A 14780-nucleotide genomic window follows, 5' to 3' on the forward strand; every position below is an offset into this window, starting at 1 on the left:
TTCATACCTCCATTTGGCTTATTATAACGCCCTATTAAGGGTGACCTTTGTGCATTAAAAATTTAAGAGAAAGAAGTTTATGCGTCGTAACCTATTGCCACTGTTAATGTTTATGGTGCTATTAAGCCCATTAGCTATTGATATTTATCTGCCGTCTATGCCTGCAATGGCATTGGAATATGGTGTCTCTAACAGTGAAGTACAGTCCACCTTAGTGTTATTTTTATTTGCGATGGGCGTAGGGCAAATTTTAATTGGTCCACTCGCCGACCGTTTTGGTCGTAAACCTGTCGCGTTATTTGGGATTGTGCTTTATGGCATTAGCAGTTTATTGGGTGCTTACTCGGTTGAATTTGAATGGTTGCAGATTGCTCGAGTTTTTCAAGGGTTAGCCGCATGTTCAACCTCTATTGTGGTCTTTAGCGCGGTACGTGACTGCTATTCCCGCAAAGAAAGCGTGTCGATGTACAGTTATCTCAATGGTGCCATTTGTGTGGTGCCCGCGCTGGCTCCAACATTTGGTGGCTTATTAGCCTTACAGTTTGGCTGGCGTTCTACCTTCATTTTTATGGCTTTGTATGCCATTTTTGTGTTGTTTTTAGTGGGGTTCCGTTTCCCTGAAACGCGTCCATTAAATACCGACAGCACAGGACCTTTATACCGTTGGAGTCGTTATAAGCCGGTTATTGGTGACCCACATTTTATGTTTTATGCCAGTTGCTGCATGATCGCGATGGCATCGATATTATGTTACGTGTCGTACTCACCTGTGTGGATAATTGGTCACTTAGGCATCTCAGAATTAACCTTCAGTGGTCTGTTTGGCCTTAATGCTGCCATCAATATTGTCGCGTGTTTTGCCGCTCCAGTGTTGGTTAAGCGTATTGGGAATAGACCTGGCGTAGTGGTAGCTTTGTCGTTAATGCTGCTTGCTGCGGTTATTGAAGCAGCGGTTTACTTTGCCGGTCCACAAGCAGGCTTAGCCGCCGCAATAGCGTTTATGGCTCCGATGATGATTTTGTGTGTTGGCTTTGCTATTTTACTTGGCCCTGCAACCAGTATGGCATTGTCAGCTTTCGGTGAGAGAGCAGGTACTGCGACGGCTATGCTGGGATGTATTCAAATGAGTGGGGCATCAATACTGACGGCGTTGATCCAACTAACCGATATACCTGCGCCTTATGCAATCGCACTAGTGATGGGCGGTTTTAGTTCGGTATTACTGATTATTATGGCAATGAATCGCTTAAGTCATTTGCATCAAGAACAATTACAACACGATTAATTAAGCTTTAGTAACATCACCTTTAACCCGCAGAATGCTAACCACATTCCGCGGGTATTTTTTTGCCTCAATATGGTGAGACTTAAAAGCGAGCGTTAATTGCTACGCCAAAATTAGTTTCTGAATCACTATTATATTCACTATTCTCGAAATAATGTTCTAGCGAAAACTTAGCCGAGAACACATCTGAAAAATGCCAGAAGTAACGTGTATTTAAACCAGTTTCAGTGATGTTGTTGCTGTGGCTACTTTGATTTGAGTCATCAATATTACTGCTGCTGAAATCAGTATTTACATCTGCCCGGTAGTAAGTCGCACCCACTGACCACGCGTTATTGATATACCAATCTGCAAACACTGCAACAGTATAAATGTCATTTTCAAAGTTTAATTTAGAATCTTCCACTATAGTCGGAGTAGGTCCATCAACTTGGGTGAGAATTTCGTTGTTGGTATATTGTGGGTTTTGATAACCTACAGCCCCAGTTATAAACACTCCAGCGGTTGATTGTAATGGAATAAAATGTTCGTAAGTTAACGTGATAGCATCAATATCTTGGCTAAAATATGATTCAAATTCATATTCTAGATATGCGCCATTGTTAGATTTTGATTCTGAGTTGGTAGCGTAGTTCAAGGATAACTTTGAGTGTTCGCTAAAAAAATACCCTGCAATAATCTCGTATGTTGTGGTGTCAGATACAGCATTATCTGTACTTAACTGGGTGACTCCAGCCCCCAAAAACCATTTTGAGTCAAAAACGTATTCTCCAGAGATATTATATAAATCTTCGATGTCAGTCGTGGCATAACGCGCTGAAATAGTAGAGCCTTGATTAAAGAACGCGGCTAATTCGTAGGGTTTTTCAGCTTGTTCAACCGCTTTAAAATAATAGTGATAATTGGCGTTAACTAGGCCATCCGCTTCACCTGATGAGTCTAAAAAACCGATTTCTGCTTCGTGATGGTAGGCATTATTTTGAGCGGCATAAACGGAACTTGTGGCAAATGCGAGCATTAATGCCACAGACATCTTTGTCATAGTTCTTGTCATAATTCCTGTCATAATAGTGGTTCTTCCTTGAGATGTTATGGTGTAAAGCCAAGCATATTGAACTTAACTTTACATATTTGCAACAAGATAAGACAAAAAATGAGCAGAAGTTATTGTATATATTGCCAATATCCACAGTCGGCTTGCGTGTGTCATGCGATCAAACAGGTATCTTCAAATACCGAGGTAGTGGTGATGCAGCACCCATCTGAAGTGGGTCATGCTAAAAATACCGTGAGGTTATTGAAGCTGGTGATGCCGCAGATGAAAATTTACGTGGGTGAGGCTGCCACGGACTTTATTGAGCTGCAACATTATTTAGTTGCGCAAACGAAGCCGATTTATGTGGTTTACCCTAATGAGCACAGTCAAACTGTCGTCGAGGCTGGAGCGAGTGAGGCGGCGATTATTATTTTAGTTGACGGTACTTGGCGTAAAGCATACCGAATGTTGCAGCTCAATCCGTGGTTACTTAATTACCCTTCATTGCATCTAGAATGTGAAGATGAGTCGCAATATGTTATTCGTAAAGCGAAACGCAGCGACAGCCTGTCAACCCTCGAAGCGGCTGCCTACACTCTGGTTGCATTAAATCCTGCAGCAGACATTGCGCCAATATTTGCAGTGTTTAACGCAATGGTGCAACATAAGTTAACGGCTATGCCAGCTCTGGTTCGTGAGCGTTATAACGGCGATAAACTCAAAGGATAGACCATATGAAAAATCGGCTGACAAGCTCATTGATTTTGCTCGTTACTGCGAGTTCATTAGCGTTCGTTACCGTCGCGGCAGATAAGCCACATAAAAAAATGACCTTGGCTGAAAAGGGCGAGCAAGCACGTCAAGAGTCGGCTGAACTTGAACAAACACAATTGCAAAAAGCGCGTGAGGCTGCCAAAGCCACCGCAGAACGTGAACAAAAAGCATTAGCAAAAGTGCAGTCTAATGACTGGGAAGCACAACAGCTCGAAAAAGCCCGAGTCCAATCTGATGAGCGTTTAACCCGTCAGCAAAAGTATTTACAACAGGCGCAAGAGGCTGCCACTCAAACTCGCAAAATCCCTAAAGAAACCAGTATTGAGCCTGTTCAATCTGAATAGTGTGAGTGCGTTAATTATCTGTATTTGGCTTATTTTGGAGCATCCCTTTGTCGTCTTGTCCTTTATGTCACCATGACACCGTAGCTTTTCATCAAGATAAAAAAAGAGCTTATGTTCGTTGTCCGCAGTGTTTTATGGTATCGGTTCCAACGGCGTTTTATTGGGATGAAGCCGCTGAGAAAGCTCACTACGATTGCCACCATAACGACTTTGCCGATGCGGGTTATCAACATTTTTTATCCCGCACCTTAACTCCGTTATTGACCCGCGTAAAACCGAATGCAAATGGATTAGATTTTGGTTGCGGCGAAGGCGCAGTATTAAGTCAAATGGCTGCAAAGCACGGTATTAACGTTGCTAATTATGATTTGTTTTATCACCCAGATACTCGAGTACTAAGTCAGCAGTATGATTTTGTCTGTTTAACCGAAGTGATTGAACACATTGCCGATGCACAGACGTTAGTCGAGCAATTAAGCCAATTAGTGCTGCCAGGTGGCATATTGGCCGTGATGACCAAGCGGGTGTCGGACCTTGATGGGTTTATCAACTGGCACTATAAAATCGACCCGACTCATATTAATTTTTACGCCCTAGAAACCTTTGAATGGATAGCGCGGCAACAAGGCTGGCAGCTTGAGGTGATCGACAGCGACGTGGTATTTTTTCACCTGCCCGCTTGTTAATATTGGCTCAATCATGGTTGATTGAGTTGCATGATGAGTTATAAATATCTGCTCGGGATATCAATCTTTATTGGACAGGCCTCAGTATCACTAATAATGCTGCCCTGACTTGCAATAGGCTCACTATGGGTAAAGTTTGATGTGAAATAGGCCAAATATTGTTATTTTCCCTCACTTATCCCACTTCTTAAGCCCAATGAAAGTTCATAAGCTTAATCGCGACCATTGCGCGTTAATAAATAGATACAATTGACTTGTTAGCAAATGAGTAAAAAATTTAACAAAATTGTCATTTCAAGGTAGTTTTGTTGTACTCATATAATAACCAATGGAATGGACATGCGCCTGACCTCTCTCGCTTTAGTATTTGCAAGCTTATTTTTATTTGCCTCCAGTGTTTACAGTGCATCAACCGTAGCAAGTGTGCCCAATGCCGCAGAGTTAAGCGCTGAAGTTGAAAGTAAAGTGATTGCATGGCGCCGCGATTTTCACCAACATCCTGAATTATCTAACCGAGAGTTTCGTACCAGTGAGGTGATTGCAAAACACCTTAAGTCCTTGGGACTTGAAGTGCAAACCGGTATTGCCCATACCGGCTTGGTAGCGATACTCAAAGGCGGTAAGCCTGGGCCTTTAATTGCTTTACGTGCCGATATGGATGCCTTACCCGTAACTGAAGTCGTTGATTTGCCTTTTGCATCTAAAGTCACCGATACTTATCGCGGTCAAAAAGTTGGCGTCATGCACGCGTGTGGTCATGATACTCATGTTGCCATGTTGATGGGCGTTGCCGACAATTTAGTTAAGGTCAAAGACAGTTTGGCTGGTGACGTAATGTTTATCTTTCAGCCTGCCGAAGAGGGTGCTCCAGAAGGTGAAGAAGGCGGCGCAGAGTTAATGCTCAAGCAAGGTTTATTCGCCAAGCGTAAACCCGATCAAGTCTTTGGAATGCACGTTACGTCGAGTATGCCCTCTGGCGTAATAGGCTTGCGTTCTGGCCCTGCGATGGCAAGTGAAGATTCATTTACTATTAAGGTTACTGGCAAGCAAACCCATGGATCGCGTCCTTGGAGTGGTGTTGATCCTATTGTGGCATCAGCGCAAATTATTAACAGTGTGCAAACCATTATTAGTCGCCAAGTTGATATTACCAAAGCACCTGCAGTGCTGAGTTTTGGGGCCATTAATGGTGGAATTCGATCGAACATTATTCCCGATGAAGTAGAGCTCATCGGAACCATTCGTACCTTTGATCAACAGATGCGTGCCGACATTAAAGTTAAATTGGCCGAAGTGGCTGCTAATGCGGCTAAAACCCTAGGTGCTACGGCGGTAACGGTTATCCAATCTGGTTACCCAGTAACCGTTAATAACCCAGAATTAGTCAGTAAAATGCGCCCTGTTATTGCTTCTGTGGTGGGTGACAATATGTTAATAGAGCCCGGGCTAATGACTGGCGCGGAAGACTTTTCGTATTATGCGCTGCAAACGCCGGGGATGTTCTTTTTCTTAGGTGTGACACCAGCGGACCAAGATATCAGTCAAGTTGCCAGCAACCACTCACCCGCATTTTATGTTGATGAAAGTGCCTTGAGAGTAGGTGTGCAAACCATGACGCAAGTTGCCTTAACCGCATTAAGCGTCGCACAATAAAACCCATTTTAGATAAACCTTTGGATGATAGCTCAAAAGGAGCGAGATATGACCCGTAAGATAATGGCGTTGCTGATGACGATAGGCGTACTGAGTGCGCCTGCCGTGTCAGCAACACAAGCTGAAGACATCAATAGCTTTACCTTAGACAATGGCATGAAGATTATGGTGCTGGAGGATAGCTCTATCCCTAATGCCAACATGTATATTTTTTGGAAAGTCGGTTCGCGCAATGAAGTGCCTGGCATTACTGGTATTTCACACTTTTTTGAACACATGATGTTTAACGGTTCTAAAAAGTTTGGCCCGAAAATGTTTGATCGCACAATGGAAGCGGCTGGTGGCGCGAATAATGCCTACACCACAGAAGACATGACAGTGTATACAGATTGGTTTCCTGCTAATGGTTTAGAAACCATTTTTGATTTAGAAGCTGATCGTATTGCCAACCTCGATATTAACTCTGAGATGGTAGAAAGCGAGCGTGGTGTGGTGCAGTCAGAGCGCACTACCGGTCTGGAAAACTCTAACTGGCGCACGATTCAAGAAGCGCTGAAAAGTGTTGCCTTTGCTGCACATCCATATAGCTGGTCAGTGATTGGTTATGAGTCGGATATTGCTGCTTGGACCTTAGAAGATTTACAGCAATACCATAAAACCTACTATGCCCCGAACAATGCGCTAGTGGTCATTACTGGTGATGTGAAGTTAGCTGAAGTGAAAGCATTAGCTAATCAGTATTTTGCGCCTATTCCTGCCCAAGCACCGCCAAAAGCTGTGCGTACTATTGAACCGCAACAAAATGGTGAACGCCGAGTCTTTGTTAAAAAAGAGTCTGTGAGCACACCAAACATTATGTTGGCTTACCATGTACCCGCAACTAGCCATGCTGACTACTATGCATTGGATTTGTTAGCGTCAATGCTCAGTGAAGGTAATAGCTCACGCTTTTATCAAGCTTTAGTCGACAAGCAATTAGCGGTTGCTGCCGAAACTTACATGCCGATGTCGTTCGACCCTAATTTATTTTATATTTTAGGTGTGGCGAATGCAGGCGTGAGCGCCGAGACGTTAGAGCAAGCCTTAATTGAGCAAATTAACCTTATTGCCACCCAGGGTGTGACTCAACAAGAGCTTGAAAAAGTCAAAAATATTAAGCTAATGGATTTTTACCGCACCATGGAAACCATTAACGGTAAAGCCAATACCTTAGGCACATACGAGTTGTATTTTGGGGATTACACCAAACTGTTTAATGCCCCTGAAGCATATAACAAAGTGACTCCAGCTGATATCCAGCGTGTTGCACAAACCTATTTAATTAAAGCGAATCGAACTGTCGGTGTGCTCGCTGCGACTGAGGAGTCTGACAAATGAAAACTATAGCTCACACCCAAATTAACCTATCGTTATCGGCCATCGCGTTAACTTGTAGTTTAGCCATAAGTGGTTGTGCGACTTCGCAGCAATCAACGGCCGATAATGCCTCTGCTAGTCCAAGCGCTGTCACGGCGAGTTTTGTGATGCCAAGCTACCAATCTGTCACCCTAGATAATGGTTTAAAAGTGACCTTGATGGTACAAAAAGAAGTGCCATTAGTGACCATTGATGCCGTGGTTAAGGCCGGGGCGGTGAATGATCTTACCTCTGGTATGGCGTACATTACCTCACAAAGTTTAATGCTAGGTGCTGCGGGCCAATCTAAGGCAGACATAGAGCAGCAACTAGACTTTATGGGTGCCAGTATTGATACCAGTGCCGATCTAGAAGGCAGTTATATTCGTGCCAATATGATGAGCAAAGATGTCGATACCGTGCTCGCTATTTTTAGTCATGTATTACGTCAACCAGACTTTGATAGCGCCGAATTTGATAAGCTAAAACAACGTGAAACCGTCGGTTTATCACAGCAAAAAGAAAGTCCTCGGGCCGTGATCGGGCGCTACTTCAATAAGTTAGTTTTTGGTGAACATCCTTATGCTAATCCGGTATCGGGTAATAGTGACACTATCGCTAAACTGTCTGTTGCAGAGTTACGCGCTTTTCATAAAGGCTACTATCAACCAAACAACATGACCATTAACGTGGTGGGTGATTTTGATGTCGCTGAGATGACCGCCAAGCTTAATAAAGCCTTTGGTGATTGGCAGACCACAGAAACAGTGGTTCAACCTGACTTAAGCCAAAACTTACCGACATTAACTCAGCCGCATGTATTGTTGGTCGACAAGCCTGATGCAATTGAAACCACTTTTTTAATTGGTGGCGTGGGTATTCGTTATGACAATCCAGATTATGTTGGGTTAACTGTCGTTAACACTATTTTAGGTGGTCGTTTTACCTCATGGTTAAATGATGAATTACGCGTCAATGCTGGTTTAACTTATGGTGCTCGTTCTGGTTTTAGCCCTTATGCGCAATCTGGCGTTTTTCAAATTAGTACGTTTACTAAATCATCAACAACAAAAGAAGCCATTGATTTAGCCTTAAAAACCTATGCTCGACTATGGGAAAAGGGCATTGATCAAACCACTTTAGATTCTGCTAAAGCCTATGTGAAAGGCCAGTTTCCACCTAAATATGAGACCAGTGGTCAATTAGCTGGTTTATTGTCTGACATGTACTTGTATGGTTTTAATGATGATTTTATTAATCAATTCCAAGCCAAGGTTGATGGGCTTACTGTTGCAGATACACAACGTTTGATTAAGCAATATTTCCCGCAACAAAACTTACAGTTTGTGTTGATTGGTAACGCTGACAACATTGCTGATGTTGCAGCGCAGTATGGTGAAGTCACTAAAGTAGACATCACAGCTACAGGCTTTGGCCAGTAGTTGCGAGTCAGTTAGTTAATTCGTAATATCCTATGATGGCTCACATAAGTGGGCCATTTTTATGGATCTAACTGATAATGTGATTAAATTTAGACGCTAAACGTTAGCAGCTAAGTTCATCGAGTAAGTTCATTGAGTAAGTTCATTAACTCAATTCTTTGAGTCAATGAGATCGCTGCGCCTAAACAGAGGCCGATAGGGTTAGCTGTATTGAGTTTGGTCTGTTTGCAATATTAAAGGATGTGTTAATAAGAGGGGGTTTGATGAGCGCAAAATATCGATCAATAATACCGTTGACAGCGATCTTGTTACTAATGCATTCAACGGCCTCTTATGCAGGCAAAGTGACTTTAGATATATTTTGTAGTCAATTAGCTGGCGAGTGGCAGGGCAATGCAGCTAATCCTAATACAGTTGCTAAAAAGGTAAGTACTTCGGTAATGTGTTCGGCTGATCAACGGAATTTATACATTAGTGTTAGCCGTGGTAGCCGCTTTTCAAACAGCGAGACCTGGTGGTTTAGACAACAAGAAGATCATATTTTATTGCTGTATGCCAATGGCGTCACCGACGATATATCACAACAGCTGACCCTGTATGAGCAAGCGGGCAGTTATTCATTTCTAGGTAAAGGTGAAATAAATCAGCGTCCTGCATTAGTGCAGTTACAGTTTGATCCCGTGATTGGTGATGCAGAACCGACAATAAAAGGCTGGCAGTGGCAGCAAAACGCCCATTATTTAGATGATGACAGTGATCAGTATCAGGTCATTAGAGCCATTAGTTTACTTAAATCGTCGGCAGAGGTTGCGCCGCCGACAGATTAGAAACTAATTTAAATCATTCAATTAGCGATAAAATAGATAAGCTGCAAATCCAGCCCAACTCAAGAGTAATAAGGCGGCTAACGACCATGTTAGAGGGTTGAATAGACTCTCTTGCTCATTGTAAGACACATCCGCATCATCATTGCTTGGAATCGCATGTTTGTTTTTCTGTTGCTGTTTACGCGCTTTATCACGTTCTCGAGCTTTCGCTTTTTCACGTTTTTTGTATTCCGCTATCCCTTTTTCAATCCCCGCGGCAATCAGCTTAGTTTGTTCTTTAACTTGTCCAGGCTTTTGAGTGGCCTTGGCAATTGCTAAAGCATCATTTTGGGTTTCTGGGGATAGCGTTTTCTTCATTATTCAGCGCCTGCAAAATCCAGTTGACGCCATGCTTCGTAGCTAATAATGGCAACTGAATTTGATAAATTTAAACTACGACTATTGGCGGTCATTGGGATACGTAATCGCTGCCCCAGTGGGGTTGCATCAATAATATCCATTGGTAAGCCACGGGTTTCAGGGCCAAATAACAAGACATCATTTTCTTGGAAAGCAATTTGAGTATGAGGACGACTACCTTTAGTTGTACAGGCAATAATCCGTTTTCCTGCCATCGCCTCTAAAAACGCGGCATAGTCTTTATGGCGAGTGACGCTGGTCATATCGGAATAATCAAGTCCAGCACGACGGAGTTTCTTTTCTTCGAGATCAAAACCCAATGGCTCAATCAAATGTAACTGTGAACCGTTGTTGGCACATAGACGAATGATATTTCCGGTATTTGGAGCAATTTCGGGTTCATAAAGGGCAATATGAAACATAGCAACCTTAGGTACGAAGCATAAAAAGAGGGACGAATTATACCTTAAGCAAGGTTTTTCTGCGAGACGTTATCAATGCCGACTTGGTGAAATGGGCGGTATAGCACGAATGATCATCCTTGATGGAGACTTAGCGCCAACTGTATTTGAGGCTGTCACAGCTAATTAAAGACCAGTTATTTATTGATACTTTAGCAGCCGATTCTACTGCTGTTATCGCCAATATTAGGCTGAATATAGGTTGTGAACATCGTTATTAGATAATATTGGCACCATTCTCTGGATCGCGAGATTGCGCTGCCTGTCGGCGTATATCATCAGTATCGCTGCTGATATCAACGCTAGCATCATCATGGACTTCATCGGATAAATCCGAAATTTTTTGCTCATTTGGTAAATTAGCTTGCTCCGTTATTGGTTGGCCACTTAACTGAGTTTGGTCTTGCTGATGTCTGCTGGAGACCAATTGTATCCCTTGAGGGAAAATGCGTTCGCGAGCATCATCTGGCATGCTGATTTTATTCGCTTCATAAGCGCGTACCAGTAAGCGCATTAAAATTGAAGCCACTTTTGGAACACTATGAGTTTCTGCATTAACCCAAAAATACACTTGCAGGTTAATAGTGGAAGAACCTAGGTTGGTTATCAGTACCTGCGGTTCAGGATCTGCTAGTACGCCGTGGTGAGCCATCATGATCTCCATGGCGATGTCCTGAGCCTTACGAATATTGGTATCGTAGCCAATACCAATCATAAAATTGCCCCGTATTCTTGGGTTTGCGGTCAGGTTTTTAATCACGTTTTTATAAATTGTGGCATTGGGAATTTGGATGTGGTTGCCATCGTAGTCGACTAACGTAGTGGCCCTTGCGGTGACTTTTTTTACAATGCCTAATTGACCTTCCACAGCAATGACGTCGCCTAATTTGAACGGGCGCTGGACACTGAGCAGTAAGCTGGAAATAAAGTTTTCGGCGATGTCTTTAAAGGCAAAACCTAAAATGAGACCTATTACCCCAGTGCTACTAATAATGGCAACGGCAAACTGAGTTAAGCCGGCGAGACGCAAAAATATATACAGCCCTAATAATATGATCAGCATACTAAAGCTGCGCTGCATCACTAAACGAATAAGCTCACTCTGTGTGACCCAAGTTAAGGGCTGAATAAGCAGGCGAGCAATAGGGCGAGAAAGCCAAAAGAGTAGCAAAAATATTGCCAGTCCTAGAGCTAAGCTGGGCAAATACTGTAAGGTTTTGGCCCAAAACTGCCGTGCATCTTGCTGCAGAGGAGCTAAAGATAACGGCTCCATAGCGCGTAATTGAATATTATCTACAACCTGAGTCACACCAGGTAAGGCGGCGATGGTTTGCAGTATGCGTTCTTTACTGGCTTGCTCGGTGACGGAGCCATGCAGATTGACGACAGAGCCTTGTATTTCAATGTCGATTGCACTGCTTGGATCGTTAATTTGTATGAGTTGTTTCACCGTGTTGGGTGAGGGGGCTGCCTGGGCATAAGTAGGCGCAAAGCTGGTCAAGCAAACAAAAGTAGTGACTAAACTCCATAGGAGAATCCATCGACTTAATGTTGAGCATGAGCGGTGGTTGCAATGAGGAATGCTGTTTAAAAAAAATCGACAAATCATAAGATTACCCGCAAGGTACAAGCCCGTCTTTATTCAATATTAGCAAATAATCGTCACCGACACCAAAGCTTGTAAGCGTTATCCGCTAATGTTTTTGCAGCATGCAAAAAGGGCTTTTTTCTACTAAAGGCATACTAATAAGTCAATATATGCGGTGTTGTCGTTGCTTAAAAAATGATGCTCATTAAGGGTAATAATAGCAACACTTGCAATAGTGGTCTGGTAATTGCGTTGTACTTTATGACCATCAATGCAAGTTAGTTAATACACGCTGGGGGGAACCGCTAACCTCAGTCATTCAAAATGGAGAATATCATGGATTTATTACGTATTTTAATCGCAATTTTACTGCCGCCACTTGGGGTTTTTCTACAAGTAGGGCTAAGTAAAACCTTATTATTAAACATAATTTTAACCTTGCTAGGCTACATTCCAGGGATAGTTCACGCAGTATGGGTGATTGCTAAACGTTAGTAGCGGTCAAGATAAGTATGCCTAAAGGTTAAGCGGCTCAGGCTGCTTACATTAATCGGAAAATGTTGCCAGTTAAGGGTAATTTTTACCTAAATACATGCTTATCGTTGAATTGCTTTTCTATTAAATGTTTACAACTTAATTTAGCTGTGTCGGTTTATGAAACTGAGCTGTTATTGATGTTTGCTTGTTCCCTGCGTGTGCAGGGGTTTTAGATAATGCCATTATTCAGGACGATAAGCATGCACAGGTGAAGTTGTTGCCTTTATTAGCTAGCCTAATTTACCGGTAAACTGATACTCAGTTTAAGGCCTTGGCGCTTGCCCGTCGGGCCAATCAGATTTTCTGCCACTATGCTGCCCTGATGTAGCGTAATGGCAGCTTGGGTGATTGCCAAGCCTAATCCCCAACCGCCACTTTTTCTGTCTCTTGCGGTATCTGGGCGATAGAAAGGTTTAAAAATAGCTTCAAGCTCTTTGGGGTCGATACCAGGACCGTCATCTTCGACTGTAATGAGTATATGTTTACCCGCCTGGACCGCACTGATGGTTATTTGACTGTTGGCATAGCAAATTGCATTACGCAGCAGATTTTCTATGGCGCGCGAGAGTGTCTTTGGGTGAAGAGGTAATTGCAGTGCCTCTGGTATATCAATTTGTAATAGCTTTCCTTGCTGCTCCGCTTCAAATTCAGCGTCATCTAACACTTGGCTTAATGACTCGGCTAATTCGAGCTCGATTTTATTTTCATGGCTTGCCAAGCTAACCCGAGATAGGGTAAGTAACTCACTGATTAATGCTTCAAGCTGTAAAGCTTCATAGCCAATACGTTCTAGTTCTTCACTTTGCTGACCTTTTTTACGGCCGAGGGCCAAGGCTAATTGCAGTCTAGTGAGCGGCGTGCGCAGTTCGTGAGAAATATCACCCATTAATCGTTGCTGATTGTTAATCATGGTTTGTACTGCGTCAGCCATGCCATTGAACGCTTGGGCTAACTGGCCCATTTCATCACGTCTACTCGCTGTGGCTGCATCAACTCGGCTCGATAAATCACCTCTTGCGAGGGCGTTAGCACTGTGTTTAAGCGAGCGTAATGGTTTACCTAAATACCACGCCAGCAAACCACATAATAGCCCGGATAATAAAATGGCTAAGCCTGCTGTGAGTAATTTATTATCGGCAAAGAATAAAAACCATGGCCGAGGATGACTATCGGGTAAACGGCCAAATAACTGATAGGCTTTATCATTGACCTCAAAAGAATAGGGGCCAAAAATAAATTCATCTCTAAATTGGTGGCTAATGGGCTGATCTGCCTCTTCGGCCATCAACTGAAAACGTCTAAATTCGCGTGATACTCGTTGAGTATTTAATACTTGTCCTTCGCCGTCGGTTAAATATACCCGCATAGGACCATGGTTGCGGCTTCCATCCTTATTGCGACTACGATGCAGACGTTGGAGGCTTTTGCCTTCGAGTAACTGTGGTTGCTGTTGTATTCGTTCGGCGATGTTTTTTAGCACCTGCTCTAAGCTAGGTGGTAAAGGTGAGCGATCATGGCTTTGCTGTAATAGCGGCAATAACGACACTAGAGCAATAATTAACGAACTGCATAGCCAAAAGCCGAGCAATAATTTAAAAAACAGCCGATTAAATGGATTGTTTTTCAGCATTACGGTATCCAAATATAGCCTTTACCGCGGAGGGTTTTAACTCGTGGGCGGCCGTCTTGGCGTTCAGGTAATTTTTTACGTAAGTTAGATAAATGCATATCTAAGCTACGGTCAAATGGCATTAATTTTTTGCCTAATACATTTTCGCTTAACGAGTCTTTGGTCACCAGTTCGCCAGATTTTTCAACTAAATTGAACAGCAAGGAAAATTCGGTACCAGTAAGGATAATCAGTTGCTCATTGCAATAGGTTTCTTGGCGGGTCGGATCGAGTCGTAAATCACCAAACTGCATCATTTCATGGGCTTGGCTATCTTGTTGGGTGGTTTGTGCACGCCGTAATATGGCACGAATTCGAGCGACTAATTCGCGATCATTAAACGGTTTTGGTAAGTAGTCATCGGCGCCGATTTCAAGACCGACAACCCGATCGATTTCATCACCGCGGGCGGTGAGCATCAATACTGGAGTTTGTTTGCGCTGCCGTAAAGCCCGCAATACTTCAAAGCCATTAAGCTTGGGTAGCATAACGTCAAGAAGGATTAAATCGAAGTCTTGCTGTTGTGCCATCATCAGCCCTTGCTCACCATCGTAAGCTTGGCTTAGTGCAAATCCTTCTAACTCAAGTAATTGACTGAGTAGATCGGATAAACCAATATCATCGTCGATAAGTAAAATGCGATTCATAACTGTCCTCTGGCACAAAGAAAATCTGTATGTTGAC

General features: G+C 43.0%; 15 protein-coding genes. 9 read left to right on the plus strand and 6 right to left on the minus strand.

The window, feature by feature from the left end; genetic code table 11:
• Nucleotides 1-79 precede the first annotated feature (79 nt).
• A complete protein-coding gene (locus H5114_RS11985; protein ID WP_182723054.1) occupies nt 80-1285 on the plus strand; it encodes a multidrug effflux MFS transporter in 1206 nt (401 codons plus the stop codon).
• An 82-nt stretch (nt 1286-1367) separates the two neighbouring features.
• On the opposite strand, the gene H5114_RS11990 is transcribed toward H5114_RS11985, so the two are convergent.
• The gene (locus H5114_RS11990; protein WP_182723055.1) at nt 1368-2327 is read right to left on the minus strand and encodes a putative porin; all 960 of its coding nucleotides are present in this window, start codon (nt 2325-2327) and stop codon (nt 1368-1370) included.
• A gap of 111 nt (nt 2328-2438) precedes the next feature.
• Between H5114_RS11990 and H5114_RS11995 the strand changes: the two genes are divergently transcribed.
• The 7 genes from H5114_RS11995 to H5114_RS12025 all read left to right on the plus strand — a co-directional run bounded on the left by H5114_RS11995 (nt 2439) and on the right by H5114_RS12025 (nt 9442).
• Complete coding sequence (locus H5114_RS11995; RefSeq protein ID WP_182723056.1) at nt 2439-3050, plus strand: tRNA-uridine aminocarboxypropyltransferase; 612 nt, start codon at nt 2439-2441, stop codon at nt 3048-3050.
• A gap of 5 nt (nt 3051-3055) precedes the next feature.
• Nucleotides 3056-3439: a hypothetical protein gene (locus tag H5114_RS12000; RefSeq protein ID WP_182723057.1), complete on the plus strand. Its 384-nt coding sequence runs from the start codon at nt 3056-3058 to the stop codon at nt 3437-3439.
• Nucleotides 3440-3486: 47 nt separating this feature from the next.
• Nucleotides 3487-4125 carry a class I SAM-dependent methyltransferase gene (locus H5114_RS12005; protein WP_182723058.1) on the plus strand — a complete coding sequence of 213 codons (639 nt, stop codon included), beginning with the start codon at nt 3487-3489 and terminating at the stop codon, nt 4123-4125.
• A 333-nt stretch (nt 4126-4458) separates the two neighbouring features.
• Nucleotides 4459-5778, plus strand: a complete 1320-nt coding sequence (locus H5114_RS12010) for an amidohydrolase (RefSeq protein ID WP_182723059.1) — start codon at nt 4459-4461, stop codon at nt 5776-5778.
• 63 nt (nt 5779-5841) lie between these two features.
• Nucleotides 5842-7155, plus strand: a complete 1314-nt coding sequence (locus tag H5114_RS12015; RefSeq protein WP_404717234.1) for a M16 family metallopeptidase — start codon at nt 5842-5844, stop codon at nt 7153-7155.
• The gene (locus H5114_RS12020) at nt 7152-8615 is read left to right on the plus strand and encodes a pitrilysin family protein (protein WP_182723061.1); all 1464 of its coding nucleotides are present in this window, start codon (nt 7152-7154) and stop codon (nt 8613-8615) included. Before H5114_RS12015 ends, H5114_RS12020 begins: the two co-directional genes overlap by 4 nt.
• A 263-nt stretch (nt 8616-8878) precedes the next feature.
• Nucleotides 8879-9442, plus strand: a complete 564-nt coding sequence (locus tag H5114_RS12025) for a hypothetical protein (protein WP_259395286.1) — start codon at nt 8879-8881, stop codon at nt 9440-9442.
• Nucleotides 9443-9463: 21 nt separating this feature from the next.
• On the opposite strand, the gene H5114_RS12030 is transcribed toward H5114_RS12025, so the two are convergent.
• The 3 genes from H5114_RS12030 to H5114_RS12040 all read right to left on the minus strand — a co-directional run bounded on the left by H5114_RS12030 (nt 9464) and on the right by H5114_RS12040 (nt 11911).
• Nucleotides 9464-9799 (minus strand): DUF2956 domain-containing protein, encoded by a 336-nt coding sequence (locus H5114_RS12030; RefSeq protein WP_182723062.1) that lies wholly within the window; start codon nt 9797-9799, stop codon nt 9464-9466.
• Nucleotides 9799-10263 (minus strand): tRNA (uridine(34)/cytosine(34)/5-carboxymethylaminomethyluridine(34)-2'-O)-methyltransferase TrmL, encoded by a 465-nt coding sequence (gene trmL / locus H5114_RS12035; protein WP_124017428.1) that lies wholly within the window; start codon nt 10261-10263, stop codon nt 9799-9801. Before trmL ends, H5114_RS12030 begins: the two co-directional genes overlap by 1 nt.
• A gap of 256 nt (nt 10264-10519) precedes the next feature.
• A complete protein-coding gene (locus H5114_RS12040; protein ID WP_182723063.1) occupies nt 10520-11911 on the minus strand; it encodes a mechanosensitive ion channel family protein in 1392 nt (463 codons plus the stop codon).
• Nucleotides 11912-12226: 315 nt separating this feature from the next.
• On the opposite strand from H5114_RS12040, the gene H5114_RS12045 reads away from it, so the two are divergent.
• Entirely contained in the window at nt 12227-12385 is a 159-nt protein-coding gene (locus H5114_RS12045; protein ID WP_011635799.1) for a YqaE/Pmp3 family membrane protein, read from the plus strand.
• Between the two features lie 277 nt (nt 12386-12662).
• Here H5114_RS12045 and H5114_RS12050 read toward each other — a convergent pair whose 3' ends face one another.
• Both H5114_RS12050 and H5114_RS12055 read right to left on the minus strand, forming a co-directional pair.
• A complete protein-coding gene (locus H5114_RS12050) occupies nt 12663-14057 on the minus strand; it encodes an ATP-binding protein (protein WP_182723064.1) in 1395 nt (464 codons plus the stop codon).
• Nucleotides 14057-14743, minus strand: a complete 687-nt coding sequence (locus tag H5114_RS12055; RefSeq protein WP_124017432.1) for a response regulator — start codon at nt 14741-14743, stop codon at nt 14057-14059. Before H5114_RS12055 ends, H5114_RS12050 begins: the two co-directional genes overlap by 1 nt.
• Nucleotides 14744-14780: the final 37 nt, after the last annotated feature.

Source organism: Shewanella sp. SR43-8 (assembly GCF_014163775.1).
GTDB lineage: Bacteria > Pseudomonadota > Gammaproteobacteria > Enterobacterales > Shewanellaceae > Shewanella > Shewanella vesiculosa.